Origin of the sequence: Binatus sp. (SeqCode) (assembly GCF_050013435.1) — a bacterium.
Classification (GTDB): domain Bacteria; phylum Desulfobacterota; class Binatia; order Binatales; family Binataceae; genus Binatus.
Genome location: NZ_JBEKFG010000004.1, coordinates 60,577 through 87,004 on the forward strand (window position 1 = coordinate 60,577; position 26,428 = coordinate 87,004).

The following is a 26,428-nucleotide window of genomic DNA, read 5'->3' on the forward strand; positions in this document are numbered from 1 at the left end:
CAGTTGCCAATCCCGAGACTGGCTCGGATCGCTGCGATTCTATGTGCGTTGATCCTCGCGTGGAATGCTCAGGGTTGGTGCGCCGGTCCCCTTCCCCTGAACCTGGACCGTCCCGACTATAATTACTCCGGCCTTACGTGTATGAGCTGCCACTTTAATGCTGCTGAGGGAAATCCCCTCCACACGTCGCGCGCCGCCGGTGTTACGTATAGCACCACCACGGGCATGTGGGAGCGAACCGGCCATGGCTGGTGGGATTCGCGGCACGCCCAGTCGCAGAACGGCTGGTCGAATCCGACGTCTACACTTGGCTGGGAACAGCCCAGCGGGACCTACGGCGAGAACGACAATACTTTCTGCGCCAACTGCCACTCGCCGCTTCAGGCCAGCGTGTACGGGGTCGCATCAATTTCGGAATCGGGCACCACGGCGACAGTGACGCTCTCGGCGCCAGGAATTCCGCTTGCGGACATCGCAGTCGGTGACACCATATTCATCGCTGGCAACACCGTTGCTGGCTACAACAACGTTGAAACCACGGCGCCAGCCCCGGCCATAGGTGGATGGACGGTGACCGGTATCACGGATGACCCCACCGACACCTTAGCGGCGACAATTACGTTCACAGGGCTTAGCCCTGGTGGTCTTGCGACCGGCACAGGCGGCACTCTCGGAGATACTACCAGGACGAGCGTGGTGTTCAGCGGCCAGGTGCAAAACCCGGTCACAGTTGTGAGCACTGCTACAGGTACGATCGCTGCAAGTGCTGTAGGCTTTACAGGCGTGTGGTGCAGTTCGTGCCATCCGAGCAGCAGCCTCGGCGCAGCGATTATTGCGCGATATCCCGGTGTTACTCTGGTATCGGGTGGCGTAACGGCTACGCTCGTCCGCGGCGCGAATCCGGCCCTGGCAGCCTCGTGGGTTCCGATACTCCCGGGTTTCGACCCTAATGGTGTTTCGTATGAAAGCGACTTCTGCCTGACCTGCCACGAACAGGATCCGCATAACGCGGCGTCGAATTCGGTCTTTCAGGTAATGTACGCTTCGGGGGTCTCTTGTATCGATTGTCACATGGCACCATTTGCCATTAATACCGGCACCACGGTCGATTCGTTCGGAACTCCGGCGGGGCTTACGGAGCGGTTCCATGACTGGAAGGTCGCCGAAAACTTACCGTACTCGTGCGGCGCACAGGGTTCCCTAACTCAATACACCTGCCACTCGGGGTTCAACGCCGCCTCCGCTTTGGCTTATATCCCTTTCATGACCGGCCAACACAGCGCATGGTGGAGCCTGCCGCCGTTTTCGTCCTCCTCGGAAGCGGTATCAGCACATGAACTGAACGCGACCTCGGACCAGCTCGCGCTGTGGCGCGAGATACAGGCGGTTTACGGAGCGAGCGGTAAAGATACCAACTATAAAGAAGCCAGCTATGAGGAAGGGGCCCGGCTGAAGGCCGTGGTCGCAAGGCCATGATGACTGGAGCATCGAAGCGAAGTAAGCGCAATCGGGCACCTGCCATGTGGTCGTTGTCGCTGTTGTTCTTTGGGCTGCTTGCGGTGCTGCCTGCGGCAGGCGCGCAAGCTGCCTCGAGCGACGAAGGCATGCTGCTTGCGGGAGGCCTGGATCAGCTCAATGGCCCGATGACCACCGCGGAGTATTACAACTTTAAGACGGCAGCCTTCTCCTGCAAGTTTTTAGGAGGAGTAAATGCTGCTGCCGGAGCGTGCAAGAACACTTTAGCGACGGGCCGTTTCTACGCGTCGGTGGCGCCGCTATCAAGCGGCGGGGTGTTGATTGCGGGCGGCAACAGCACCGGCGTGACCTGCCTCAACTCCGCGGAGATTTACAATCCGTCAACCGGCAGGTTTACTCCAACCGCTACCAGCATGACTGACGCCCATTGTTTCGCGCATACCACCACCGTGCTGACGAATGGCTGGGTTCTAATCACCGGCGGAGAGGACACAACCGGAAACATCGTCAACACCGCGGATATGTACAATCCGGCGACTGGGTTCACTTGCTCAACGCTTGGAGGAGTCTCGGCTACTACCGGCTACTGCACAAACACGATGACCGATGTCCGCTTCCTCGACACCGCAACGCTGTTAAAGAATGGCAGCGTGCTGATCGCGGGCGGTAACGATGGTTCGATCGTTAACACGGCGGAGCTTTTCAACCCCGTCGCGGGAACCTTCACTGCGACAGGGACGATGACCGACAGCCGCGAAAACCACACCGCCGCCCTGATCGTAACCGGGTCTAATTCAGGCGACGTGCTCATCGCCGGCGGTATCGACGCTGCGGGCAACGTGCTGCAAACTGCCGAGCTCTACAGTCCGACGGCCGGCACTTTTGCAGCAACCGGCACGATGACCCATCCCCGCTATCTGCATACCGCGACCCAGCTTAACACCGGGAAAATCCTGATCACCGGTGGCGAAGACGGAGCCGGTGCCGTGCTGGCGAGCGCCGAGGTATACGATCCTGTTTCCGCAACCTTCGCGTCGGTTAGCTCCATGACCACCGCTCGCGCGCTTCATACGGCTGTGCTGATTACCTCGGGACCCAAGAAGGGTTCTGTCCTGATCGCCGGCGGGATCGACAACAACGGCAATACACTCGGCACGGCTGAGTTGTACAATCCCAAAACCGGCAAGTTTACCGCGGCCGGTAGCATGGAACTGGGGCGCTCGTCGCAGGATGGTACGGCGCTGCCATAGGGCGACGAGTGACCGATGGCCGATTGTTCGCAATGTGAGACACCGTTCCCGATAGGCGCGAAGTTCTGCGCTGCGTGCGGCAATCGCGTCGATGCGGCTGGCGTGGACGAACTCCGGCGGCCAAGCGACAGCTGGCCTGGCCGTGGTGGCTTATCAGCTTCATGGATTGTCGCAGTCAGTGGCGCATTTTTGCTCGGCGGAGTCCTGACGTGGATGTTTATGCCTGCCGGGAAACACGACCGCTCGCAAGTCGCCATGCAGCCAACTACCCAGGGACGTGCATCGACTTTGAACGGCCAGGTATCTGGCGTCATGCCGCCCGGACATTCGACGCCCTCCTTACCTTCTGGGCATCCGATGGCTGGTGGTCCGGCCCACGCCGCCGGCACGCTTATCGCCAAGGCGGAGAAACAGGCCAAGGCCAGTCCCAACGACATCGCAGCCTGGAACCGCCTCGGCGACGTGGCCTTCCGATCCGCGGTGTTCGACCCCGCGAATTATGACCACGCGCGTGAAGCGTTCACGCACGTGCTGGAACTCGACCCCGACAATCTCGACGCTCTGCGCGGGCTCGGAAACGTATGCTTCGATCAAAGACAACTCGACAAAGCGATCGCGGCGTACCAGCACTACCTGCGGCTTAAACCGAAAGACGCGCAGGTACTAACCGATCTCGGCACGATGTATATGGCCCAGCAAAACTCGCACGAGGCGATCGCGCGCTACTCCGCGGCGCTCGCGCTGGCGCCGAGGTCCTTTCCAGCTCAGTTTAACCTTGGGGTGGCCTATCTGATGCTCAATGATAACCCCAATGCACGTGAGGCTTTGTCGCGCGCGCGCTCGCTTGCACCTGGAGACGCTGCTCGCACCAGGATCGATATGCTGTTGGCGCGAATAGATTCAAATGAAATGGCGAAGGGCACTGCTGCCAGCAAGTCGCGATGAAATTTCCCTCACGCTTCAGTGTGCCGAGTCAAAAGTGGCATCGCTGAACATTGGACCAGTTAAGAGAGCAATCAGGTTAACTTAGAGTAGCTAGAGGCGCCGATATAATTGTTGCCTAATCCTCCCAACGGGATCATTAGGCTCGCTTAAGCCGTGTTCCAGTGGTCCGGTTGTTTTCCCCGTCAACACGGGGGAGAAGCAAATGAACAAGTACGCAGGAAAAGTACGGATCGGCGTGATCGCGATCTTTTGTGGGCTCGCGTTTGCGATTGTCGGCCTTCATCGTTCTTCAGGCCGCGCCTATAGCGGGGTTCCCACCCCGACCCTACTGGTTTCGGACGTTTGCTCCTACGCCGTCACGGCTTACTCTGCCGCGAGCAACGGCGACGTCTCCCCGCTGATCCCCGTCCCTACCGGACTTTCCGCACCGCAATTTGTGACCATTGACCCGAGTGGAAACATTTACGCCACCAACGCCTGCACCAACACCATCACCATTTACGCCGCGGGGAGCAAAGGCGACACCGGTCCCATCGCCATCATCGGCGGGCCCATGACCGGCCTGAGCGACCCAGCAGGCATCGCGCTGGATTCCAACCTCAACATCTATGTGGCGAATGCAGGCGCCCCAGGCGTGTCTGTCTATCAGCCACTGGGAAGCAGCACCGGGCTGCTCAACGAGACCCCCATCGCCACCATCAGCGGGAGCAACACCGGCCTGCTCTACCCACAAGGCATCGCGGTGGATTCCAGTGGCAACATCTATGTGGCGGATGAAAGCGCCGCCAGCGTGTTTGTCTATCCGCCGCTGGCAAGCAGCACCGGGCTGCCCAACGAGAGCCCCATCGCCACCATCAGCGGGCTCGACACCGGCCTGAGCAGCCCCGAAGGCATCGCGCTGGATTCCAGCCTCAACATCTATGTGGCGGATGAAAGCGCCTCGAGTGTGTTTGTCTATCCGCCGCTGGCAAGCAGCAGCGGGCTGCCCAACGAGGCCCCCATCGCCACCATCAGCGGGATCGATACCGGCCTGATCAGCCCATACGGCATCGCGTTGGATTCCACCACCGGCAAGATCTATGTGGCGGACGCGCTCGCCACCGGCGTGTTTGTCTATCCGGCGCTGGGAAAGAGCGTCGGACTGCCCGACGAGGTCCCCCTCGTCACCATCACCGGGAGCAAGACCGGCCTGAGCTACCCACAAGGCATCGCGCTGGATTCCAGCGACGACATTTATGTGGCGGACACCAGCAGCGTGTTTGTCTATTCGGCGGGGAGTAAGGGCAATGCCGCTCCCAGTTCGGCCACCATCAGCACGACCATGACCACCGGCCTGGGATGGCCACAAGGCATCGCGCTGGATTCCAGCGGCAAAATCTATATGGCGGATGACGGACCTGGAGCCAATGGCCCCGGCAGCGTGTTTGTCTATCCGGCCGGGAGCAAGGCCAATGCCGCTCCCACCGCCACCATCAGCGGGACCAACACCGGCCTGAGCTACCCACAAGGCGTCGCGCTGGATTCCAGCAAAAATATATATGTGGCGGACGAAGGCGCCGTCAGCGTGTTTGTCTATTCGGCGGGGAGCAATGGCAACGTCGCCCCCACCACCATCATTAGCGGGAGCAACACCGAGTTGGACACCCCGGAAGGCATCGTGGTGGATCCCAGCCTCAACATCTACGTGGCCGACGACGGTGACGGATCTTGCGATGGCACCGAGAGTTTGTATGTCTATACGGCCGGGAGCATCGGCAATGCCGCCCCTGGCGCCACCATCAGTGGTGGCAACACCGGTCTGTGCTACCCGTACGGCATCGCGCTGGATTCCAACCTCAACATCTATGTGGCGGACGAGGGCGCCGCCAGCGTGTTTGTCTATCCTCCCTTGGCCAGCCTCCCCAGCCAGCCCAATTATCCCAACGTGACTCCCATCGCCACCATCAGCGGGAACAACACCGGCCTGAGCGGTCCGTACGGCATCGCGTTGGATTCCAGCGGCAACATCTATGTGTCGGACTATTCCGCCAACGGCGTGCTTACCTATCCGGCGCTGGGAAGCAGCACCGGGCTGCTCAACGAGCCCCCCACCGCCACCATAAGCGGTCCGCTCACAGAACTGGGGGAGCCTCAGTTCATCGCCGTCCAGCCGGCTGCCGCGCCGACACCGACGGCAACGGCGACTACCACGCCGACTGTGACGGCCACTCCAACCGCGGTGGCGACGACCTCGATATCGGTACCGAAGAAGCTGGACGTGGGCAAATCGACGCTGGGCAACACGGTGTCCAAGAACCTCGACGTGAAGAACACGGGGAAGGCGGACTTGTTCATCAACAGCGTATCCTCATCCGACCCTGAGTTCGTCCCCGGCGCCTCGACCTGTCCGGCGGGCGGGCTTGCGCCCAAGGGCAAGTGCACGATCGCGATCGGATTCACGCCGACCGTGCTTGGCGCGGGTAGCGCGACGCTCACGCTCGACGATAACGCGGGCACGGGCACGCAGAACGTGGCGCTGTCGGGGACGGGGGAGCCCGATGTGACGGTATCGCCCGACAGCATCGCTTACGGCAAGGTGAAGTTGAGCGCAAAGAAAAGCAAGACGGTGAAGGTGAAGAACGAGCAGCCGGTGGCGGTGACGCTGAGCCAGATCATCACCGGGACCGACGCGAGCTACTTCACGGTGACGGGCGGGACGTGCAGCGGCACGCTGGCGGCCAAGGCGAAATGCACCTACATCGTGACGTTCACGCCGGTGCTCGGCGTCGAGCGCACGGCGACGCTCAGTGTCACGGCGAGCCCCGACCTGCTAAGCCCGCACAATGTGAGTCTAGCCGGCACCGGCTCATAGGCGGTGCGATCGGGCGCGAACGATCCCGCCGCAATAGAACGAAACGCCCGTCCGGCCATCGTGGCATGGCATTGGCGAGAACGATATTGGCGATGATCAGCTCGCGCCATGGTCGGCGGCGTCGGCGAATCATGGTATCGTCGCCTAATCAATGTCCCTCGGCAACGCCGCCCGGACTTCATTCAGAGGAATGGCGCCGACATGACGAGGGATATCGACGGGTGTCCCTCCTCAAAACCTCATCGGGGGCGATGATGCTGTCGTGGACATTGTCCGCGCCAAAAGTTCCATCCGAACACGAGACGGCCGGAAAGCGCTATCGACGATTGCTCACGGCGCCGGAAGTTCGAATCTTGCCCTTTACACTCGCCTTTGAAGGTGCCGCGCGGAACAGAGCCGCGGCTGGAAAAATCTTGCAACGGGGGGGGCGGTTTGGACTACAAAGCGACTTAAAATGCGAGCGTAAAATGCGGCCGGGAGAATTGGGGCCGGTATAAAAATTGCTTACTTGGCAGGCTGACGTCTTTAGAAATATTAATGAGAGGGCATTTTCCCAAGGGTCACAAGGCCGCCACGGAAGGGTCCTAAAGCTGAATGGTTCTTCCGGATACGATCGCGTTGTCTTTTGGACACAGTTGTCCTGTCTTGGGGGCGATGTGTAACCGACGGCGGTAAGCCGCTAGAGGGCGCGTTTGCCGACGGCGGACGCCCGAAATGGAGACGGCAATATGGAGGAGGAACGCAGCTCGCGAAAGTTTTGGGCAGGTCTTTTGGTGGCACTGGTCGCGGTTGGAATCGCCTTCGTGTTTTCATCGCCCCCCGCAATCGGCGCGGAAGGCACCCTGCTTTCCCAAGCCGCGGGATCGGGGACGACGCTGCCGCCCGGCTACGTCCATAATGACACCTGCGTCAGTTGCCATGATGTGCAGGTCAAGGCCTTCCGCAACACGATGATGGGCCATCTTATGCTGGGCCGGCCGCGCGACGACCGAGAAAGCCTCGCGTGCCAGGCCTGTCATGGTCCCGGCCGCGAGCACTTACGCCATCCGAGCAAGCCGTCGCCGGGATTTGTGAGCTTTCGCGAGACCTCCTTCAAGGACATCAAGGTTGAGAACGAGCGGTGCCTCGAATGCCATCAAAACGGCGAGCGCGGCTTCTGGCGGGCCAGCACCCACGCCGAGCGCGGCATTCGATGCGTCGATTGTCACGCCGTGATGTGTCCGGTGACGGCGAGCGCGCTGCCGCAGGCGCAACTCAAGAAGTCGCCGCTTGGCACGGAGTTCGTCAATCCATTCATCGTGACGCGCCCCGAAACCCAGGTTTGCCTGCGCTGCCATCTCGACAAAAAGATGGAGATCAATCTGCCGTCGCACATGCCGCTGCGCGAGGGATTGATGACGTGCACCGACTGCCACAACCCACATGGCGGGCCGTATCAGAAGCAATTGCGGGCGGCGATGGTCAATGAGGTCTGCTACCGCTGCCATGCCGAGAAGCGCGGGCCGTTCCTGTGGATGCATGCGCCGGTGGCGATGAACTGCATCAATTGCCATGTCCCGCACGGCAGCGTGAATCAGCACATGCTGGTGATCAACATGCCGGTGCTGTGCCAGCGCTGCCACATCGGAACTAGTCATACGAGTCAACCTCATAGGAGAGGTCAAATTTTCGTGATCAACCAGCAATGCGCCAATTGCCATTCACAGATACACGGCTCGAACTCGCCGGGCGGGAGATATTTCACGCGTTGAAGCGGGAGGCACAGGAAAGCACGGCATCGCTGGGCCGCACCGCGTTTTGCAACCGGCCCGGGAGGAAAGTCATGAACCTCAAGCGGTTGTTAGCCGGATGTGGAACGATGGCGCTCGTGTTGTCGATGGTCTCGCCGGCACTGGCACAGGTCGATGTCGGGAAATACACGGTGCAGGGATCGGTCGAGGCGGGCGCCATCCCCCAGCCCGTCCCCTATGACGACTCCGCGGCGAAGTATCAGGAGTACCGCGATCTGGCGCAGCAGTTCATCGTGCCGAAACTCCAGTTGATCCTGGGCGACAAGGCGGAGAACTACTACGTGCAGTTCGACGCGGTTAACGTCGCACAAAAGAACCAGATGTATTCGCTGCGCTTCGGCGAGTACGGCCTGCTCGATGTTCAGGCAAAATTCTTCGAGATTCCACACGCCTTCAGCGACGGCGTCGCGAGCACGCCATACGACGAAAACGGCGGCAGCTTCACGCTATCCTCGAAGCCCACTGGTACCGGCACCGCCCTCCAATCCTGGCTGGCAGCGAACGACAAACCGTTCGACATGAGCCTGCTCGAAGGTGTCGCGGACATCAACGTGCGCTATACGCCCACGCCGTCGCTGAGCTTCAGCGCGAACCTGGATTATCAGAACCCCACCGGCCAACAGCCATTCGGTGGCAGCTTCATGTTTGGCGCCAATCCGGGCAGTTACAAAGTGAACGAACTCTGGGCGCCAATTCAGTACTACATCTATAACTTCGGCACCGGCATGGAATACGCGAAAAACGGATGGCTGGTGGGGTTCCAGTACCAGGGATCCTTCTTCGTCGACGACTACAGCACCCTGACCTGGGACAACCCGCTCAATACCAGCGGAGTAGGCGGCAATTGCGTGGATTCCACCGTCTTCAGTTCCACGTCGCTTACCGGCCCATGCGAGGGACGGGCAGCGATGTATCCGAACAACCAGGCTCACAACTTCATCGTGAATGGAGCGGGTCAGCTTCCATTCAACACGCACGTGATGGGCAGCCTCGAGTACGGATTCTGGCTCCAGAACTCTCCCTTCATCCCGCTTACGAGCAACAGCACGCTGAAGCAGTCATTAAGTTCGGTCGGGGCGCCCAATAGCCTCGGCGGCGACGTGCAACCTTTCTTCGCCAACTTCACGATCGACAGCAATCCGATCGAGCCGCTGGACATCAAGGCGGTCTATACCTATTTCGATTACGACAACCTGACGCCGGGGGTCACCTTCAAAGGCGTTAAGTCGCTCAATGACATCTCGGACCCGCAGATGCCTTTCAGCGCTTATCCCTTTTCATTTTCGGAGCAGGACGTCAGCCTCGAGCCAACCTACCACGTGACTGATACTATAGCCGCGCACTTTACTATGAAGTGGCAGACCAACCACAACGAGGGGCTGGAGGTGCTGCAGCAGGATCAGCTCAGCTATGGGCCTGCGCTCGATTGGAACCCATATCCGTGGCTGACTTTCCGGGCGGATTACCAGCACGCGCACCGCGACTCGCCGGGATACAACAACAACCGCGCCGACCTAGTCGAGATCCTTGGCGGGATCCCGGGAGGGATCGCGGAGGTTCAGGACCTGCGGCGGTTCGACGAGGCCACGGTCGATGTGAACCAGACTTCGCTCTATGCCTCCGTGCAGCCGATCGAAAACGTCAGCCTGTTCAGCTCCTTCAGCTACGACGACTATAACTACCCCTCGACCGACTTCGGCCTGCAGCATACGTCGAGCTACACGCCGTCGGTGGGGGGCAGTTACGATCCGCTTCCGACCCTGCATTTTTTCGGCGACTACGCATGGCAAGCGTACGATTGGAACCTAAGGTCGCTTTACGGGGGTACCGGCGTAAAGCCGGGTGTGCCGGGAAAATCGTGGGTTTGGACGGCGGATGGCCGCAACCAGGGCAACAATTTCGATCTCGGGATGGACGTCGCGATACCGCAGAATCATATCCTGAAGCGGCCGTCGCACCTGAAAATCCAGTACACCTATACGGTTGGCAGCAACCTCACCCACCAATCGGGCGCTACGGCGGCCGGTTCGGCGTCGGAGGCGATCGACTATCCAAATGCCGGCACCCAGATGGAAGAGTTGATGGTTCAGTACGAGTACGATTTGCGCGACAACCTCGCGATCAACATCGGGTACTACTTCAACAATTTCGGCGAACACAATTACATGGTGGACCAGATGGCGAACTACATGCCCGGCGCCAGCAAAAACTCGACATTTCTCGGCAACTCCGACATGTCCCCCTACAACGCCAATGTCGGATTCATAACTCTTAAATACAAATTTTAAGCCGAGGCTATTGGAGTACGAGCAGCAAGAGTCCGGGACAAACAACGAATGACCTATCTTCCGCCGCGGCCCGGCCCGCAAATCAAACGGCGGAAAAGGAATGGAAGGAAGGAGAGAAGACATGACCGAGAGTTTGACAACCAAGGGTCGATCGAGAGTGTGGATTTGGACCGCGACGGTTATACCGGCGGTTGCAGCGCTGGCGTTGATCTCAACCGCCGCCCGCGCAGCCGATCTCACGTCCGCGGCCAGCAGCTACACGGATACGTGCGCCAAGTGCCACGGCCCGGCCGGCAAGGGCGACGGTCCCAAAGCGGCCGAGCTGAAAGACAAGGACGGCAAACCGGTCGCCATCGGAGATTTGTCCGATTGCGCCAAGATGAGCAAGGTTACCGATGACGACTTGTTCAAGGAGCTGAAAGAGGGCGGCGCGTCGGTGGGCAAGAGCAAGTTCATGACGCCCTATGGCGATGCGATGGAGGATGACGAGATCAAGGCGATGGTTGCGTACGTCAGAACCTTGTGCAAGAAGTAGCGGCGCGCACCACGTCGGCAATCGGCCATCCCAATACGGGCACTCAGTTCCATGGGTTGATGTTTTAGTATGTGTACGATTTTGCGCGATAACGTCGCGATCAACGTCGGCTACTACTTCAGCAAGTTTAGATAACCCGCTTTCACCGAAGGAAGGAGATAAGCCATGTCGAAGAGTTTGAGCAGTAAAATTCGATCGAGTCTGTGGATTTGCACCGCGTCGGCCATACCGGCGGTTGCAGCACTGGCGTTGTTCTCAACCACCGCCCGCGCAGCCGATCTCACGTCCGCGGCCAGCAGTTATACGGATACGTGCGCCAAGTGCCACGGTGCGGCCGGCAAGGGCGACGGCCCTAAAGCGGCCGAACTGAAAGACGCGGCCGGCAAGCTGGTCGCCATCGGAGATTTGTCCGATTGCGCCACGATGGCCAAGGTTACTGACGACGACATGTTCAAGGAGCTGAAAGAGGGCGGCGTGTCGGTGGGCAAGAGCAAGTTCATGACGCCCTATGGCGATGCGATGGAGGACGACGAGATCAAGGCGATGGTTGCGTACGTCAGAACCTTGTGCAAGAAGTAGCGACGCGCGTCAAGCTCGAGTATGAGTCCAGGCGCGCGGGATTGAGGGCGAGCAGACTTAGGCAGCCGCCGGCTTGTAGTTGGCCGGCGGCCTTGCGCAGCAGTTGTACTGGCATTCCCTCTGACCACCCAAAGCAGCCGAGTGAATGCCCTCGCACGGGTAACCGACTAGATCTCACCAGAGAGCGACTCACGGCAAGCGGGTCCGATCCCAGGGATCGGACCGCTTGCCGCTCGGAAACCGGGCGTCGCTTCCCTATATTCAAAAAAGAAGCAACGCAGGTGGAATATGCAAACGAGCGGAGATGAGCCGGGCGCGCCGGAAGTGGAGCGCCCGGAGGGGCAAAATGGCGGCGCAGCCGAACGCCAATTGCCAAGTTTGGCTCGCAATCGGCTGAGTATCGCTGGTCTGATCATTGCCGTCATCATCCTGGCGGACATGCTTTCCCTGGCCGGCATGACGATGCTGGGGGTGCAGCTGAACCCCTACGTCGGCATTTTTGCCTACCTGATCGGTCCGGCCGTCATGATAGTAGGCCTGTTGCTCATTCCGGCCGGCATGCTGATCGAACGTCGACGGCGCCGGAGATTTTTGCCCGGTGAGCTGCCGCCCTTTCCCAAGCTCGATCTCAACCAGCCTTCGGTTCGGCGCGGCTTTCTCGGCGCGGTCGGCTTTGCGTTCTTTTTCGTGGCTCTCAGCATGGTGGCGAGCTACCAGGGCTACCAGTTCACGGACTCGGTGATGTTCTGCGGGCAGACCTGTCACGTCCCGATGAAGCCGGAATTCGACGCCTACCAGGATTCGCCGCACGCGCGGGTCGCATGCGCGGGCTGCCACGTGGGACCCGGCGCCACCTGGTTTGTTCGCTCCAAGCTGTCGGGCGCCTATCAGGTCTATGCGGTAATGTTCAACAAGTACCCCAGACCTATCGAAACTCCGATCAAGGAGTTGCGCCCGATTCGCGCTGCCTGCGAGCAATGCCATTGGCCACAGAAGTTCTACGGCGCGCAACTCAAGGTCTTCCCGCATTATGGATACGACGAGAAGAACACTCCCATGCGTATCCAGATGCTGATCAAGACCGGAGGAGGAACTGCCGAATTCGGCCACGCCACCGGAATTCACTGGCACATGAACATCGCCAACGAAGTATGGTTCGCGGCTACTGACAAGCAGTCCCAGGTGATTCCGTGGGTAAAAGTGAGGACGCCTGACGGAAGGACCACGGAATACCTTGCCAAGGGCAGTACGCTGACCCCAAAGCAGATCGAAGCGATGCCCATCCAGCAGATGGACTGCGTGAGCTGCCATGCCCGCCCGTCGCATAAGTTCCTTCCGCCCGATCAGGCGGTCGATGCGTCGTTCGAGGCGGGTCAGCTAGACCCTTCGCTGCCCTTCCTGAAGAGGCAGGCGGTCAAGGCCCTGATTAAGCACTACAGCACGTCGGAGGAGGCGGCCGAGGGAATCGCAACCTCCCTCGATACCTTTTACCGCAATCGCTATTCCGAGATTTATACCGTGAAGTGGCCGCAAATCCGCGCTGCCATCGCCGCCGTGCAGCAGATCTACAAAAAGAACATGTTTCCTTTCATGCACGTTGACTGGCGCACTCATCCCGACAACATCGGCCACCTCTATTACCCGGGATGTTTCCGCTGTCACGATGGGCAGCACGTCAGCTCTGATGGCCGGGTGATACCGCAGGATTGCGATACCTGTCACTCGGTCCTTGCAACTCCTACAAGTGTCGCCCAGTTCAAGCATCCAGTTGATGTGGGCGACACGACTTGCAGCGCCTGTCATACAGGAGGCGTGCTGTAAGCGAATCGGCGCGGACGAGAGAGACAAATGGCGCACGGATCAAGACGGATGGTTAGCGGCTTTGGGCGCATCGCGTGCGCTGTTGCGGCAATGCTGCTGTGTGCGGTCGCGATGGGCCATGCCGCAGCGACGACCAAGGCCGCTGCGACCGAGGGCGCTGCGACGACCAAGGCCGCTGCGGCCAAGGTGCTCACCGATAAGGATTGCCTGGGATGCCATAATCTGAAGGCCAGCGCCAAGTTGCAGGCGCGGGTGGTTAGCGTCTACGTCAATGCGGAGATTTACCAGCCCTCGGTCCATTCGAAGGTAGGTTGTGTCGCCTGCCATTCTGACATCCATGCCTTTCCACATCCCGATTCGGTCAAGCCGGTTTCATGCGCCGGCTGCCACGCGAGCGAGACTTCGGGGTATGCGGGCAGCGTTCATGCAATCGCCGAGCGGGAGAAGAAGAGCCGCTTTCCGGCCTGTCTCAACTGTCACGGCAACCCCCACGGCATCCTGGCCAAGACTGACCCGAAGTCGCGAGTCTATCCGCTCAACCTGCCGCGCACCTGTGGCACCTGCCACGGAAATCCCGAGCTTGCCAAGAAATATGGCTTTCCGGATGTGTACGCGTTGTACATGGATTCGATTCACGGCTTCGCCCTGACCTCCGACGGGCTGTTGGTGGCGGCAACCTGCGCCAGTTGCCATGGGGCGCACGATATCCTGAGCAGAAAGGACCCGAAGAGCCGGACCTTCCCTAAAAATGTGCCCGCCACCTGTGGCGGGTGCCATGCCGGCGTCCAAGTCGACTACCTTGCCGGAGCGCACGGCCAGGCGATGACCGCCGGGCGCGCGAATGCTCCGGTATGCACCAATTGCCATACCGCGCATCAGATTGCCCAGGTGGACGTCGTGAACTGGCAACTCAAAACCGTCGCCACCTGCGGCAACTGTCACAAGACGAGGCTTAAGAGCTACCGCGATACTTTCCACGGCCAGGTGACCGAACTCGGTTTCGTCGCCACGGCACGATGCTGGAGTTGCCATGGCTCTCACCTGATTCTGAAGGCTTCCGATCCGAAGTCCAAGGTCGCGCCGGCCAACCTCCCAACCACGTGCGGCAAGTGCCACGCCGGCGCAACCGCGAGTTTTGTCAGCTACGAGCCACATCCCAATGTGCACGACCGGCGGCAGAACCCGGCTTTATATTACGCGGCCCTCTTCATGAACCTGCTGCTGGTGGGGGTTTTCCTCTTCTTCGGCCTGCACACAGCGCTATGGCTTGCGCGGTCGCTGGGGAACGGGTCGCGGGGGAAGGGCAATGGAGTGAGCGGTGAACAGTAACGATTCAGAACAATATTATTTTCGCTTCTCGCTGGGGCAGCGCTACCTGCACGGCTTGGTGATCACAACCTTTTTGGGTCTTGCCGCCACCGGAATGACCCTGCGGTTCAGCGAACGGGGTTGGGCAAAGTCACTGGCGGAAATCGCCGGCGGATTCACTGCGATCCTATCTCTGCATAAGTTCTGCGCGGTGCTTATATCAGCCGGCTTTCTCTACCATATTGGAGAGCTCTTCTATCGGGCGATGATAAAGAAGGAGCGGGGCCTTTTTTTGGGGCCATACTCGATGACTCCGCAGCCCAAGGATGCCGTGGACCTCTTTGAGATGCTGCGCTGGTTCCTTTGGATGGGTCCGCAGCCCAAATTCGACCATTTTGCCTACTGGGAGAAGTTCGACTATTGGGCGGTGTTCTGGGGAATGGCGATTATCGGCGCCACCGGCTACATGATGTGGTTCGGACCTTTCTTTGCCCGCTTCGTGCCCGGCTACCTACTCAATATCGCGCTCCTGATTCACGGTGAGGAAGCTCTGCTGGCCGTCTGGTTCATCTTCATTATCCACTTTTTTAATTCCCACCTGCGCCCTGAGAAGTTTCCGCTCGACCCTGTGATATTTACCGGCCGCGTCAGCGGTGGAGACTACCAGCACGAGCGCCCGCTGGATTATTCGCGGCTTGGCGAGTCCGGCGCCCTGGAAGCGTTGCGCAGTGACCCGCCTCCCCTTTGGCTCAAGAATTTCTCCCGCTTGATCGCGATTGTTGCGGTCGGCATCGGCTTTGCGTTGCTCGCGCTTACCTGGATCGCCTTTTGGACCGAGTAGCCGCATGCCCGCCAATTATAATTTTTCTGTCACGGCCCGCAGGCTTGTTTTTGTTGCCTGCTCGCCGTATGTTCACGCGCATTAAACTACAGACTCCTATTGAACTGGAGCACCAGAACATGAACGCCGCTATCGCACAAGGAGAATCGCAATGGTATCCGGTGTAATTATACTCATCGCCGCAATCTTCATTTTGAGCGGCGTCAAAATCCTTAACGAATACCAGCGCGCCGTAGTCTTCCGCCTTGGGCGGCTCATGCGGTACCGCGGCCCAGGCATAATTTACGTGATCCCCTTCATTGAGCGGATGGTCCGGATCGATCTGCGTACGGTCGTGCTCGATGTCCCACCGCAGGACGTAATCACCAAGGACAACGTGACCGTCAAGGTGAGCGCGGTGCTCTACTTCCGGGTGAGCGATCCATCGCGCGCGGTTACCGAGGTGGCAAATTACCTGTTCGCGACCATGCAGCTCGCGCAGACCACGCTGCGCTCCGTCGGCGGACAGACCGAACTCGACGAACTCTTAAGCCAGCGCGACAAAGTCAACGCGCGCATCCAGTCGATCGTCGATGCCCATACTGAGCCGTGGGGAATCAAGGTCATTCTCGTCGAGTTGAAGAACATTGACCTGCCGCAGGACATGCAGCGCGCGATCGCCGCGCAGGCCGAGGCCGAGCGCGAACGGCGCGCCAAGGTTATCGCGGCCGAGGGCGAATTTCAGGCGGCGCAGCGCCTGTCCGAGGCGGCAGAAATCATGGGCAAAAGCCCGATCACGCTCCAGCTTCGCTACCTGCAGACGCTGGCCGAGATCGCGACCGAGCACAATTCGACCACCGTGTTTCCCCTCCCGATCGATCTGCTCGAGCCATTTCGCAAGTTTGCAAGCGGGGGCGACAAGCCGAAGTAAGCGGAGGTCACCACGCTGCCGCGGGCAGGTGGCGCGCAGTGGTTGCAGCCCTGGCACTGATTTCGACGGCTGCACGCAGCAGCGCGGCCGGCAAATGCCGCGCTCGCGTCGAGATCTTGGCAAGTGGCCGGGGAGCATGAAGGACGAGGGCAGGAGGTCGCGGGCCGGAAAAACCCGATTACGGTTGACAAACAGTTCGAATATAATGTTGATTGCTGATGCTTCAATACAAGCGGGTGAAGGGAGTCTAATGTCCTGGGGAAACCGGAAGATGCTATCCTCGATTCCCCAACAATAGTGTATCGACCGTATACACTCGTGGGCTTTCGTCACGATGCTTGATAACGAAGCGAAAAGTTCTAAATAAAAGGAGTAGAGAAGTAGAATGGTCATGTCAGAAAATTCACCGGCCAGAATTCGATCAAAGGGCTGGAGTTGGATGCCCGTGGCGGCGGCAGTCGCGATGTTTTTAGCGCCGGCGTTGACCCCAACCCCGGCGCGCGCGGCCGAACTCGATATGAAGGCCGCGGCCAGTAATTATTCGGATTCGTGCGCGGACTGCCATGGTGAGTCGGGCAAAGGCGACGGTAAAAAGTCGGCCGACCTGAAGAAAAAGCCCGCCGATTATACCAATTGCGCGGAGATGTCGAAGTTGACCGACGATTATCTCTTCAACGTCATCAAAAATGGCGGCAAGTCGGTGAACTTGAGCAAGGATATGGCCGACTTCGGCAAAGCCTACGACGACGACGAGATTCACGCGCTGGTCGCTTACGTCCGTACGTTCTGCAAAAAGTGAGTGCGGCGAGCCGTGCCCGACGGTAATCCCGCACAATTTGCAGTCTCGGAAGCTGGCGAAGTTATCGAGAACGAACCGCGGCGGCGGTTCTTGGCGCGTCTGTTCTGGGGCGCGATGGGAATTGTCACCGCCGGTGTCGCTGCGCCCATCGTTTCCTATCTAATCGTCCCCCTGTTGGGGCCCAGCGGGCCCAAAGATTGGGTGCGGATGGGAAAGATCGACGAGCTTCCGCTCAACGTTCCCCAGCGGATCGAGGTCGCACGGCGCGTGGCCGAGGGATGGGTGACGGAGGATTCGGCGGTGACGGCCTGGGTGGTGCGGACGGCGGACAAAATCTACGTTTTCGATCCGCATTGCACGCACTTGGGATGCGCCTATCGATGGGTCGAGGAGGCCAAGCAGTTCTTCTGTCCCTGCCATGCCGGCGTATTCAGCCTGACTGGGCAGGTGGTCAGCGGTCCTCCCCCGCGTCCGCTGGACGTTTACGCGCACGAGGTCCGCGAGGGCGCCCTTTATGTGGTCCCGACTCCAACTAAGCAAGTGGTTTGACGAGCGGCTCGGGACCCGGGCAATTCGGGTGGCGCTCTTCGATCGCCACATTCCGAAGAGCAGTCCGTTGGTCGAGTGGATCTACACGCTCGGCAGCGTGCTGCTGTTCTTTTTTATCCTTCAAGCAGTGACCGGGATGATGCTGGCGATGAACTACGTAGCCAGTCCCGATCACGCCTTCGACGCCGCGCGTTACATCTCGCTGCACGCTCCGTTTGGCTGGTTCATTCGCGGGCTTCATTCGTGGGGCGCAACCGCGATGGTGGTGGTGATCGGCGCCCACATGCTGACCACGTTTCTCTCGGGCAGCTATAAGTATCCGCGCGAGTCGACCTGGGTCACCGGCGTCTTCCTGTTCCTGATCGTGATGTTGTTCGGATTCACCGGATATCTGCTGCCATGGAACCAGAAGGCGTACTGGGCGACTGTGGTCGGCACCAACATCGCGGGCTCGACCCCCTACATCGGGGACTACATCGTGCGCTTCTTCCGCGGCGGCAGCGAGGTCGGCCCGCAGACGCTGTCGCGATTCTACGCGATGCACGTGCTGATGCTGCCGGCGGCGCTGCTGGTTTTCGTGGCGGTGCATCTTTTCCTGGTCGTGCGCCAGGGCATCTCGGCGCCCCCCAAGCGCCATCCCGAATACGGCCGCCACGGTATCAACGCCGAGCTCGGTATCGACCCCGGGGTCGGAGTCGGCACCCAGATCAGTGTCGACGCCCAGCGCAGCCGGGCGGTCGACGAATATCATCACGAGAAAGAGGCGGGCGAGTCCTTCTATCCGTTTTATCTGTCCAAGGACGCCGTCGCCGTGCTGCTGGCGCTTGCGGTGATCGTGGCTTTGGTCCTTTTGTATCCGACCGAGATCGGCGAGATCGCCGACCCCGCCAGCACCAGCTACAACCCGCGCCCGGACTGGTACTTCCTGTTCCTGTTCCAGGCGCTCAAGTATTTTCCCGGCAGCATGGAAGCGGTCGCGGCAGTCATGCTGCCGGGGCTTGCGTTGACCGTGCTTCTGGCAGTGCCCTTCTTCGATCGGCGGATGCGCCAGCATCCGCTGGACCGCCCGATCGCCACCGGCTTTGCGGTCGCCACGCTGGCCGGTGTGATTGCGTTGACCGTGATCGGCGCGGAGTCGCCGCTGCTCAACCCGTACGTGCCGGAGCGGCCGACCGTCGAGGAGGGTCACCGGCTCTTTCACACCCTCAATTGCGCGTATTGCCACAGCGTCAATGGCCGCGGGAGCAAGATCGGGCCCGACCTGATGCTGGATCCCCTCAAGCACGACAAGACCTGGATAATCGCCCATCTCGAGCGGCCCGGCGAAGTGGTGCGACCCGGCCAGCGCGTCGCAATGACTGGATTGTTGCCGGACGAAAGCGCGGACCTGGTCGACTACATCGAGGAGTTGCAGGGTGGTGGCCCCTATAGTGAAAAGGCGTCCCGGCTGTTCTACCGAAACTGCGGCAAGTGCCACATAGTGGCAGGCCACGGCGGCACCAAGGGACCGGATCTGAGCGGAGTTGGGCTGGTGCGGTCGGTTTCGTTCATCCACCAATACATCGAGGATCCGGTTGCGCTCTACTCGAAGTCCCAGATGCCGTCATTCCTCGAGCCCAAGGGCAAGCTGACGCACGTTGAAATCGAGGACATCGCGCGCTTCCTCGCGCATCAGCGCACAGCGGCGCCTCCTAAAAACTGATCCGTGCGAACCCAGCCGCAAACGGTGGCCCGGACGGAGCACCATTAGTCGCGGGGAAAGAATCGTGACGTTGTAAATCGAGCCCGGCTTTGGCGCCGCCCGGGCCGCGACTGCCGGGTCGAAACTTGTTCCGCGCGAGCGGGAGCGCATATACTCAAATCGACAGGTGAAGCGTCCATGATGCCCTCAATCGACTTCGCGAAAGCGCCTTTTCTGGTTATCTGGGAAACGACCCAGGCGTGCGACCTCGCCTGCAGCCATTGCCGCGCCTCGGCTCAGACGTTACGCAATTGCGACGAACTGACCACCGAGCAAGGCTTCGCGCTGCTCGCCGAGACCGCTGCGATGGGCACGCCGGTGTTTATCCTGAGCGGTGGCGACCCGCTCAAACGTCCCGACCTGATGGACCTCGTGCGCGAGGGCAAGCGCCTCGGTCTGCGCATGGGAACCATTCCCGCCGCAACTCCATCACTTACTCAGACCGTGGTGCGCCAGTTGAAGGAGGCGGGCCTGGACCAGATGGCACTGAGCCTCGATTATCCGCGCGCGGATCTTCACGACGGTTTCCGTGGAGTAACAGGGGCCTTCAACAAGACCATGGCGGCAGCCGACTGGGCGCGCCAATGCGGTCTGCCGCTGCAGATCAACTCGACGCTGTGGGCTGGTTCGGCGCCGTTTCTGTCCGAGATGGCTGAGACGGTCGAGCGTCTTGGAGCGGTCTTCTGGGAGGTGTTCTTTCTGGTTCCGGTCGGACGCGGCGAGGACCTCGACGGCGTCGCGGCAAACCAGTGTGAGGAACTCTTCGCGATCTTATACGAGGTTCAGAAAAAGTCGCACTTCGTCGTGAAGGTGACCGAAGCGCCCCACTACCGGCGCTATGTCGCGCAACACGAGGCGGAAAGCAGCAGCAAGCAGTACCAGGGCCACCCCGGCGCGGTGCCGATGCCCGACATGCTGCGGCGGTCGGAAGGGCCGGGGCACACCGTTGGGCTTGCGCCTCACGGCGTCAATGCCGGCAAGGGCTTTGTCTTCGTGTCCCACAAGGGCGACGTCTATCCGAGCGGATTTCTGCCGATTTCTGCCGGAAACGTGCGATCGCAAAGCTTGGCGGAGATTTATCGCGACTCCGAACTTTTCCGCACGCTGCGTGACCCCGCCGCCCTGCGCGGCAGGTGCGGGCGGTGCGAGTATCGCAGCTTCTGTGGCGGCTCGCGCTCGCGCGCCTATGCGCTGACCGGCGATTTTCTCGCCACTGACCCGTGGTGTAACTACCAACCTGCCCGGTCCGCCGCTTAGCAAAGCCCCGCGGCCGGCAAAAGACTCCGCTAGCCCCTGCGCAGCGCCACTGCGGCGCGGGTCGGCTCGATCGCGCCGTAGCAGACGATCGGATCGAACAGATCGAGTGCGATGCGATCGTCGGACAGCAACCCGCGCATCGGATGGCGCCCTAGATGAGCTTGCGCGAACAGATGGGCGATCACCGCCTTGCGCGCGCTGCCGGAAGCGCTGAGCTCGAAGGCGGCCTCCTCGAGCAGCAAGGCGGCGGAGGCGACGTCAGCGAGATAGTTGCCGAAGACGCGCGCGCGCAACTGCGCGACCTCGCGATCGACACGTGAGAGATGCGCGAGCGCCTCACGCACTTCGCCGAGCGAGCGAACCACGGTCTCGCGGGTGGCGGCAAGCAGGGCGCCCGCGGTCTCGACGCGTTCGCCGAGCGCGCCGAACGCGGCCTGCATCACCTGCTCGCTGCGCAGCGCGCGCAGGATGTCGAGGCAGATGATGTTCTCGGTGCCTTCCCAGATGGTGTTGCTCTGCGCATCGCGCAACTGGCGCGCGACGGGCCAGTTCTCGACATATCCGTTGCCGCCGTGGACTTCGACGGCCTGCGAGGCGAACTCGATCCCGCGCCGGCTGGCGCGCAACTTCGCGACCGGCACGAGCAGGCGCGCCAGCGCGCTATCGTCCGAGGTGGAGGCGAAAACCAGCGCTGCGGCGGCCTCCAGCTCGACCATCATGCCCACCAGCATCTCGCGCATCATCGGGAGATCGCGCAGCGCGTGGCCAAACGCGCTGCGATGCCACGAGAAGATCGCGGACTCGAGGAACGAGCGGCGCATGATGCCCAGGCCCATGACGGCGATGCCGCGTCGCGAGTCGTTGACCATCTCCATCATGCGGTTGATCCCCTGGCCGTCGCTCGCCGTGCCGCCGCTGCCGGCGAGAAGCGACGCTTCGGCCTCGACGAAGTCGACTTCGGCGGTGGGCACCGCGCGGGTGCCGAGCTTGTCCTTGAGGCGGCGAATGGAGATGCCGTTGCGGGAGCCATCGCGGCGGATGCGCGGCACCAGAAACAGCGCGACGCCGCGCAGGCCGTCGGCGCCGCCCTCGGGGCGGGCGAGCGTCGCGATCGCACTGGCGTCGACATTTGAGCAGAACCACTTGGCGCCGTTGAGGATCCAGCGATCGCCTTCGCGCCGCGCGGTGGTGGTGAGCGTGGCGAGGTCGGAGCCGCCGGTTTTCTCGGTCATGAACATCGCGCCGTCCCACGCGTCGTCGAAGTGCTCGGCGGTGAGATGCGGCATGAACTCGCGCTGCACCTCCGGCGGCGCGAAGCGGCGCACCAGGCCGATTACCCCGCTGGTCATGCCGACCGAGCAGAGCATCCCAATCTCGGCCTGCGACAGCATGTAGTTGAGCGCGGTCGTGATCACCTCGGGCAGGTGGCGGCCGCGACGATGCGCTTCGGTGTAGAGACGCGGGCCGCTTACTCCCGCTTCCCAGAGGTCGCGCTTGGTGTCGAGCGCGCCGGGATGGTGGCGCACTTCGTCGAGCGGATCGCCCCAGCGGTCGAATTTGACGAGTTCGGGTGAATGCTTGTCGGTGATCTCGGCGCGTGCTGCGACCGGACCGCCGCACAGCGCCCCGACTTTGCGCAGCTCCGGCTCGAGCCACTCGAAATCGGCGGGCTCGAGCAACCGGCGCATCTGAAGTTGCAGGTTGGGGTCGATATCGTACCAATTAAGTCCGATTGCGCTCTGGAATTCCGCGTAGTCGATCATGGCCGGGTCTCCCGCTGCGGCAAGGCGCCAGGAATTTGAAGCATGGCGGAGCCGCTGTCGATTCAAAAGTTACTCGCGCGGGTCCAGGCTGTCCATCGAAGCGCGGGATTCTCCGCGCAGCCGCTACTTTTGGAACTTGCGAAAATCCGGCGTGCGCCGCTCCATGAATGCGTTGCGTCCTTCCGTGGATTCTTCGGTGCGGTAGTAGAGCCCTAGCGAGATTGCTCCCATCGCGCCGATTCCCTTGATGTGATCGGTCTCGGCGTTGAACGATGCCTTGGCGATCCTGATCGCGGTGGGGCTCAAGGCCAGCATCTCCCGCCCCCAGGCGCGCGCCTCGTCCATCAACTGCGCGGCAGGCACCACCTTGTTTACCAGGCCCATCTCCAGAGCTTCATCCGCCGAATACTGGCGGCACAGGAACCAAATCTCGCGCGCCTTTTTCTCGCCGACCAGGCGCGTCAGGTAGGCGGTGCCGAAGCCGGGATCGACGCTGCCAACCCGTGGGCCGACCTGGCCGAAGCGGGCGGTATCGGCCGCGATCGAAAGGTCGCAAATTATGTGCAGGACGTGTCCTCCGCCGATTGCGTAGCCGTTGACCGCAGCGATAACCGGCTTGGAAATGTCGCGGATGATTTCGTGCAGCGCTTCGACGTTCATCCCGCCGCGATAGCCGCCGCCACTGCGCGCGGCCTGGTCACCGCCCGAGCTGAAGGCGCGGTCGCCGGCGCCGGTCAGAATCACCACCCCGATCGAGTGGTCTCGCCAGGCGTCCCTGAAGGCCTCCACCATCTCGTCCACGGTCTGACCGCGAAACGCGTTGCGGACCTCCGGACGATTCATGGTGACGGTGGCGATCCCGTCCTGCTTTTCGTAGATGACGTCCTGAAATGCCATCTGCGTCTCCTTGGGCTGTGGCGCATGCGACCGCGACCGACAGCCTGGTCAATCGGATCGCCCAAGCCGGGGCGCCGGACGCTAGTGCGCCAATTGGCTCAGGCAGCTGCGGTTACAGGCGCTGCGTTCAGGCCACCGGGAACATCCGTCCATGCGGAGTCGGTTCATCCCAACCGCCGACGTCATCGCAGCGTAGGTGGCGTCCACCGTGACCTGGGCGGGCTCGCCATTGTCAGGGCAGATTACCTCCTTGGGCTTTTTGAAGTCCGCGAAGACGCTCAGCCCGACGGGTAAAAGAACGTAGCTGATGCCGATTGCAGTGATAGCGCCGAGGGCGACCAAGGTATCCATAGGTCATGCCTCCTGTCGATGCGAGCGTGCCGAGATCATATACGCGTTGATCGTACCGATCTTCGGCGTCCTGGCCTTGGCCTACTCCGACCTGTCGTAAAAGTCGAGCGCGCCCCATGTGCCGCGCACGAACACCTTGCAAAAGGCGAGGGTATCAGGACAGCAAGGGGCGAGATGAGCGGGCGCGGTTGCTAGCGGGCGAAGGCCGCCCTCAAGGCGTCGGCGGCTTGCCGCAGGCCCTCTTTGCCCTTGTCGAGCGCGTCGGCGAAGCTGATGAAGGCGTGGGTCACGCCTTCGTATCGCGTACAGGTGACTTTGACGCCGGCGGCGATTAGGCGCTCGGCAAATCGCTCGCCTTCATCGCGCAGTGGATCGTGGCTGGCAGTCAGGACGAGCGCGGGCGGCAGGCCCTTCAAGTTTTTCGCACGCAGCGGGCATGCGTAGGGATTGTTTTTTTCGACGCCGGGGTCGAGGTAATTTTTCCAGAACCATTCCATGTCGGCGCGCGACAGCGCGTAGCCGTCGGCGGCGAATTCCTTCTGCGACGGCGTGTCGAGCGCGCAATCGGTGGCCGGATAAAGCAGCAACTGGAAGGCGATCGCGGGACCGCCGCGATCGCGCGCCATCATCGAGACCACCGCGGCCAGATTTCCACCCGCGCTGTCGCCGCCGACCGCGAGGCGCGACGCGTCCGCGCCAAGCGCGGCCGCGTTTTCGGCTACCCACTTCGTGGCCGCGTAGCAATCCTCGGCGCCGGCCGGAAAAACGTGCTCGGGCGCGAGCCGGTAATCGACCGACACCACCACGCATCCCGCACCGTTGGCCAGCGCGCGGCAGACGTGGTCGTGACTCTCCAAATCTCCGAGCACCCATCCGCCGCCGTGGAAATAGACCAGCACGCCCATCGGCGGACTGCCCTCGGGGGTGTAAACCCGCGCCGCGATTTGACCGTCGGCGCCCGCAATGTGGCGATCCTCGACGCGATAGATGGCAGGCGGCGGGACCAGATTCGCCTCGAGCAGTGCGCGCAGCTTGGCCCGCGCCTGCTCGGCAGTTTCCGCGCGCAGGAACATCGGGCCGGCCGCGTTGAACGCGTCGAGTATGGTTTTCATCTGGAGATCGAGGTTGCTTGCCATGCAAAATCTCCTCGGACCGCGCGTGATCGACAGTGACCCGCGACGATCCAGAGTTCAGCGAGATACTTAAGTTACGCGAGGCGGATAGGCAAGCGCCAATGCGCGCGGGGCTAATTGTCGAAACGGCGAAAGTCCGCGCGCCAATGCGCTCGGAACCAGGGTTCGCCGTCGCGCGTGCCGTACACGTCGGCGTTGACCATCATGTCGTCGCCGGCGATGCGACAGTCGAGGTTGGTGGTTTCGTCAACCGCGAACGTTGGCGACATGCCGTCGGCGCGAGTTTTGTATTCGTCGAAATACAAGCGCGAGCGCATCACGGCGTAAGCGCGGCCGTCGGTCGTGATCGGCACCACGTTGCCATGCGGATTGACAATCTTCTCGCTTGGCGCGACACCGGTTTCGGTGAATGTGAGCGTGAACGGCTGATCGCCGACGCGTTTGTAGCACAACCGGTAGGTCTTCGGAGTCCAGAAACCGACTTTGTGCGCACCCGGTTCGCGCCTGATCCAATCGAGTTGATTCACCCGTCCATCCCAGCATCCGCGGAACACCGCCGGCAGAGCAGGAAGCGCTTGCGCCGTCATCGGCGCAACCTTCACCTCAGCAGGCGGGGGAGATGGGGCGGGTTGGAGCGGCGCAGGCGCAGGCCTCCACAATTCCTGCGGCAGCAGTTGAATCGTGTCACCGTTATCGGCCCCGGAGGGTGCCCCCGTGGTCGACGGCGGCGCCGGACGCGGTGGAATATACGGCTGAGTCTGCTGCGCGGGCCCGGGGACCTCGAGGGTTGTTTGCGCGCGAGCGGATCGAATCCCCGCGGAAACCAGTCCGCAGGCGAGCGCGCATAATATGAGAGTACGGGTCCGCATCGATCGTTCCCATATATTATACTCGAAGACGTGCTGTCGCGTTTCGGCGATTGCGCCGTAGATTGACCATGAGGCGACAGCTACCATCGTGAAAAGTTCGCGGCAGTTTCCGTTTAATGCGGGCCGAGGAAGATGAGCGATCAAAATTCGAATTTCGAAGCAGCGTGGGCGATCAGCCAGGCGCCCGCGACCGGACGCCGCGCCCAGGCACATCGATTGGCCGACGCGATGCGCCGCGTGATCGACCACCTGGTGCAGGTCGCCGCACCTGAGGAAGACTTGTCAGCCGCCGCCGACGCGTTGGAGCGCTACGCCCGGCGGTTGTCGAAATATCCGATCTCGCGCAGTTACGAGGGGTTTGCCGAGAGCGCCAACGCCGGCGACCCGCGCGCGTTCTTCGATCACAGCCCGCTGATTGGAATCGCAAATCCGCTCGCGCCGCCGATTCGGCTGGCCGTGCTCGGCGACAAGGTCG

Annotated in this window: 21 protein-coding genes and 1 pseudogene; 17 read left to right on the forward strand and 5 right to left on the reverse strand. The window is 61.3% G+C overall.

Going from position 1 to position 26,428, the window contains the following annotated elements; all coding sequences use genetic code 11:
* Positions 1 to 225 precede the first annotated feature (225 nt).
* The 16 genes from ABSB13_RS01500 (at position 226) to ABSB13_RS01575 (ending at position 20,940) form a co-directional block, all read left to right on the forward strand.
* Positions 226 to 1,476, forward strand: a complete 1,251-nt coding sequence (locus tag ABSB13_RS01500) for a hypothetical protein (RefSeq protein ID WP_428104884.1) — start codon at positions 226 to 228, stop codon at positions 1,474 to 1,476.
* Between the two features lie 44 nt (positions 1,477 to 1,520).
* Positions 1,521 to 2,726 carry a Kelch repeat-containing protein gene (locus ABSB13_RS01505; RefSeq protein WP_428104886.1) on the forward strand — a complete coding sequence of 402 codons (1,206 nt, stop codon included), beginning with the start codon at positions 1,521 to 1,523 and terminating at the stop codon, positions 2,724 to 2,726.
* 102 nt (positions 2,727 to 2,828) lie between these two features.
* A complete protein-coding gene (locus ABSB13_RS01510) occupies positions 2,829 to 3,671 on the forward strand; it encodes a tetratricopeptide repeat protein (protein WP_428104888.1) in 843 nt (280 codons plus the stop codon).
* A 202-nt stretch (positions 3,672 to 3,873) separates the two neighbouring features.
* Positions 3,874 to 6,522, forward strand: a complete 2,649-nt coding sequence (locus ABSB13_RS01515; protein WP_428104890.1) for an SBBP repeat-containing protein — start codon at positions 3,874 to 3,876, stop codon at positions 6,520 to 6,522.
* 773 nt (positions 6,523 to 7,295) lie between these two features.
* Complete coding sequence (locus ABSB13_RS01520) at positions 7,296 to 8,273, forward strand: DmsE family decaheme c-type cytochrome (protein ID WP_428104892.1); 978 nt, start codon at positions 7,296 to 7,298, stop codon at positions 8,271 to 8,273.
* A 71-nt stretch (positions 8,274 to 8,344) separates the two neighbouring features.
* On the forward strand, positions 8,345 to 10,600 hold the full coding sequence (locus tag ABSB13_RS01525; protein WP_428104894.1) for an MtrB/PioB family outer membrane beta-barrel protein: 2,256 nt from the start codon (positions 8,345 to 8,347) through the stop codon (positions 10,598 to 10,600).
* 121 nt (positions 10,601 to 10,721) lie between these two features.
* Positions 10,722 to 11,135, forward strand: a complete 414-nt coding sequence (locus ABSB13_RS01530) for a c-type cytochrome (protein WP_428104896.1) — start codon at positions 10,722 to 10,724, stop codon at positions 11,133 to 11,135.
* A gap of 165 nt (positions 11,136 to 11,300) precedes the next feature.
* Positions 11,301 to 11,714, forward strand: coding sequence for a c-type cytochrome (locus ABSB13_RS01535; RefSeq protein WP_428104898.1), 414 nt, complete (start codon positions 11,301 to 11,303; stop codon positions 11,712 to 11,714).
* 288 nt (positions 11,715 to 12,002) lie between these two features.
* Complete coding sequence (locus ABSB13_RS01540; protein ID WP_428104900.1) at positions 12,003 to 13,535, forward strand: NapC/NirT family cytochrome c; 1,533 nt, start codon at positions 12,003 to 12,005, stop codon at positions 13,533 to 13,535.
* Between the two features lie 27 nt (positions 13,536 to 13,562).
* A complete protein-coding gene (locus ABSB13_RS01545; protein WP_428104902.1) occupies positions 13,563 to 14,864 on the forward strand; it encodes a hypothetical protein in 1,302 nt (433 codons plus the stop codon).
* Positions 14,854 to 15,684 (forward strand): formate dehydrogenase subunit gamma, encoded by an 831-nt coding sequence (locus ABSB13_RS01550; protein WP_428104904.1) that lies wholly within the window; start codon positions 14,854 to 14,856, stop codon positions 15,682 to 15,684. The genes ABSB13_RS01545 and ABSB13_RS01550 overlap by 11 nt, the downstream gene beginning before the upstream one ends.
* 151 nt (positions 15,685 to 15,835) lie before the next feature.
* Positions 15,836 to 16,594, forward strand: a complete 759-nt coding sequence (locus ABSB13_RS01555; RefSeq protein ID WP_428104906.1) for a slipin family protein — start codon at positions 15,836 to 15,838, stop codon at positions 16,592 to 16,594.
* Between the two features lie 391 nt (positions 16,595 to 16,985).
* Positions 16,986 to 17,393, forward strand: coding sequence for a c-type cytochrome (locus ABSB13_RS01560; protein ID WP_428104908.1), 408 nt, complete (start codon positions 16,986 to 16,988; stop codon positions 17,391 to 17,393).
* Positions 17,394 to 17,483: 90 nt separating this feature from the next.
* On the forward strand, positions 17,484 to 17,942 hold the full coding sequence (locus ABSB13_RS01565) for a QcrA and Rieske domain-containing protein (protein ID WP_428104910.1): 459 nt from the start codon (positions 17,484 to 17,486) through the stop codon (positions 17,940 to 17,942).
* Positions 17,908 to 19,644, forward strand: a complete 1,737-nt coding sequence (locus ABSB13_RS01570; RefSeq protein WP_428104912.1) for a cytochrome b N-terminal domain-containing protein — start codon at positions 17,908 to 17,910, stop codon at positions 19,642 to 19,644. The genes ABSB13_RS01565 and ABSB13_RS01570 overlap by 35 nt, the downstream gene beginning before the upstream one ends.
* Before the next feature lie 177 nt (positions 19,645 to 19,821).
* Positions 19,822 to 20,940, forward strand: a complete 1,119-nt coding sequence (locus ABSB13_RS01575) for a TIGR04053 family radical SAM/SPASM domain-containing protein (protein ID WP_428104914.1) — start codon at positions 19,822 to 19,824, stop codon at positions 20,938 to 20,940.
* Positions 20,941 to 20,969: 29 nt separating this feature from the next.
* Here the strand turns inward: ABSB13_RS01575 and ABSB13_RS01580 are convergent, their stop codons facing one another.
* The 5 genes from ABSB13_RS01580 to ABSB13_RS01600 form a co-directional block, all read right to left on the reverse strand.
* Positions 20,970 to 22,703, reverse strand: coding sequence for an acyl-CoA dehydrogenase family protein (locus ABSB13_RS01580; RefSeq protein ID WP_428104916.1), 1,734 nt, complete (start codon positions 22,701 to 22,703; stop codon positions 20,970 to 20,972).
* 123 nt (positions 22,704 to 22,826) lie between these two features.
* On the reverse strand, positions 22,827 to 23,600 hold the full coding sequence (locus ABSB13_RS01585) for an enoyl-CoA hydratase-related protein (protein ID WP_428104918.1): 774 nt from the start codon (positions 23,598 to 23,600) through the stop codon (positions 22,827 to 22,829).
* An 81-nt stretch (positions 23,601 to 23,681) separates the two neighbouring features.
* Positions 23,682 to 23,951, reverse strand: a complete 270-nt coding sequence (locus ABSB13_RS01590) for a hypothetical protein (RefSeq protein WP_428104920.1) — start codon at positions 23,949 to 23,951, stop codon at positions 23,682 to 23,684.
* A 191-nt stretch (positions 23,952 to 24,142) separates the two neighbouring features.
* Complete coding sequence (locus ABSB13_RS01595; RefSeq protein WP_428104922.1) at positions 24,143 to 25,087, reverse strand: alpha/beta hydrolase; 945 nt, start codon at positions 25,085 to 25,087, stop codon at positions 24,143 to 24,145.
* Positions 25,088 to 25,197: 110 nt separating this feature from the next.
* Complete coding sequence (locus tag ABSB13_RS01600; protein ID WP_428104924.1) at positions 25,198 to 25,671, reverse strand: hypothetical protein; 474 nt, start codon at positions 25,669 to 25,671, stop codon at positions 25,198 to 25,200.
* 414 nt (positions 25,672 to 26,085) lie between these two features.
* Between ABSB13_RS01600 and ABSB13_RS01605 the strand changes: the two are divergent.
* Positions 26,086 to 26,428, forward strand: a pseudogene (locus tag ABSB13_RS01605) (hypothetical protein); the annotation flags it as partial.

Bases quoted from the DNA above. Each gene is read 5' to 3' on its own strand.
- ABSB13_RS01595 (WP_428104922.1), bottom strand. From the start codon at position 25,087: ATGGCAAGCAACCTCGATCTCCAGATGAAAACCATACTCGACGCGTTC.
- ABSB13_RS01580 (WP_428104916.1), bottom strand. From the start codon at position 22,703: ATGATCGACTACGCGGAATTCCAGAGCGCAATCGGACTTAATTGGTAC.
- ABSB13_RS01515 (WP_428104890.1), top strand. From the start codon at position 3,874: ATGAACAAGTACGCAGGAAAAGTACGGATCGGCGTGATCGCGATCTTT.
- ABSB13_RS01590 (WP_428104920.1), bottom strand. From the start codon at position 23,951: ATGGATACCTTGGTCGCCCTCGGCGCTATCACTGCAATCGGCATCAGC.
- ABSB13_RS01500 (WP_428104884.1), top strand. From the start codon at position 226: ATGTGGGAGCGAACCGGCCATGGCTGGTGGGATTCGCGGCACGCCCAG.
- ABSB13_RS01545 (WP_428104902.1), top strand. From the start codon at position 13,563: ATGGCGCACGGATCAAGACGGATGGTTAGCGGCTTTGGGCGCATCGCG.
- ABSB13_RS01560 (WP_428104908.1), top strand. From the start codon at position 16,986: ATGTCAGAAAATTCACCGGCCAGAATTCGATCAAAGGGCTGGAGTTGG.
- ABSB13_RS01555 (WP_428104906.1), top strand. From the start codon at position 15,836: ATGGTATCCGGTGTAATTATACTCATCGCCGCAATCTTCATTTTGAGC.
- ABSB13_RS01600 (WP_428104924.1), bottom strand. From the start codon at position 25,671: ATGACGGCGCAAGCGCTTCCTGCTCTGCCGGCGGTGTTCCGCGGATGC.
- ABSB13_RS01575 (WP_428104914.1), top strand. From the start codon at position 19,822: ATGATGCCCTCAATCGACTTCGCGAAAGCGCCTTTTCTGGTTATCTGG.
- ABSB13_RS01570 (WP_428104912.1), top strand. From the start codon at position 17,908: ATGTGGTCCCGACTCCAACTAAGCAAGTGGTTTGACGAGCGGCTCGGG.
- ABSB13_RS01530 (WP_428104896.1), top strand. From the start codon at position 10,722: ATGACCGAGAGTTTGACAACCAAGGGTCGATCGAGAGTGTGGATTTGG.
- ABSB13_RS01505 (WP_428104886.1), top strand. From the start codon at position 1,521: ATGTGGTCGTTGTCGCTGTTGTTCTTTGGGCTGCTTGCGGTGCTGCCT.
- ABSB13_RS01525 (WP_428104894.1), top strand. From the start codon at position 8,345: ATGAACCTCAAGCGGTTGTTAGCCGGATGTGGAACGATGGCGCTCGTG.
- ABSB13_RS01540 (WP_428104900.1), top strand. From the start codon at position 12,003: ATGCAAACGAGCGGAGATGAGCCGGGCGCGCCGGAAGTGGAGCGCCCG.
- ABSB13_RS01535 (WP_428104898.1), top strand. From the start codon at position 11,301: ATGTCGAAGAGTTTGAGCAGTAAAATTCGATCGAGTCTGTGGATTTGC.
- ABSB13_RS01585 (WP_428104918.1), bottom strand. From the start codon at position 23,600: ATGGCATTTCAGGACGTCATCTACGAAAAGCAGGACGGGATCGCCACC.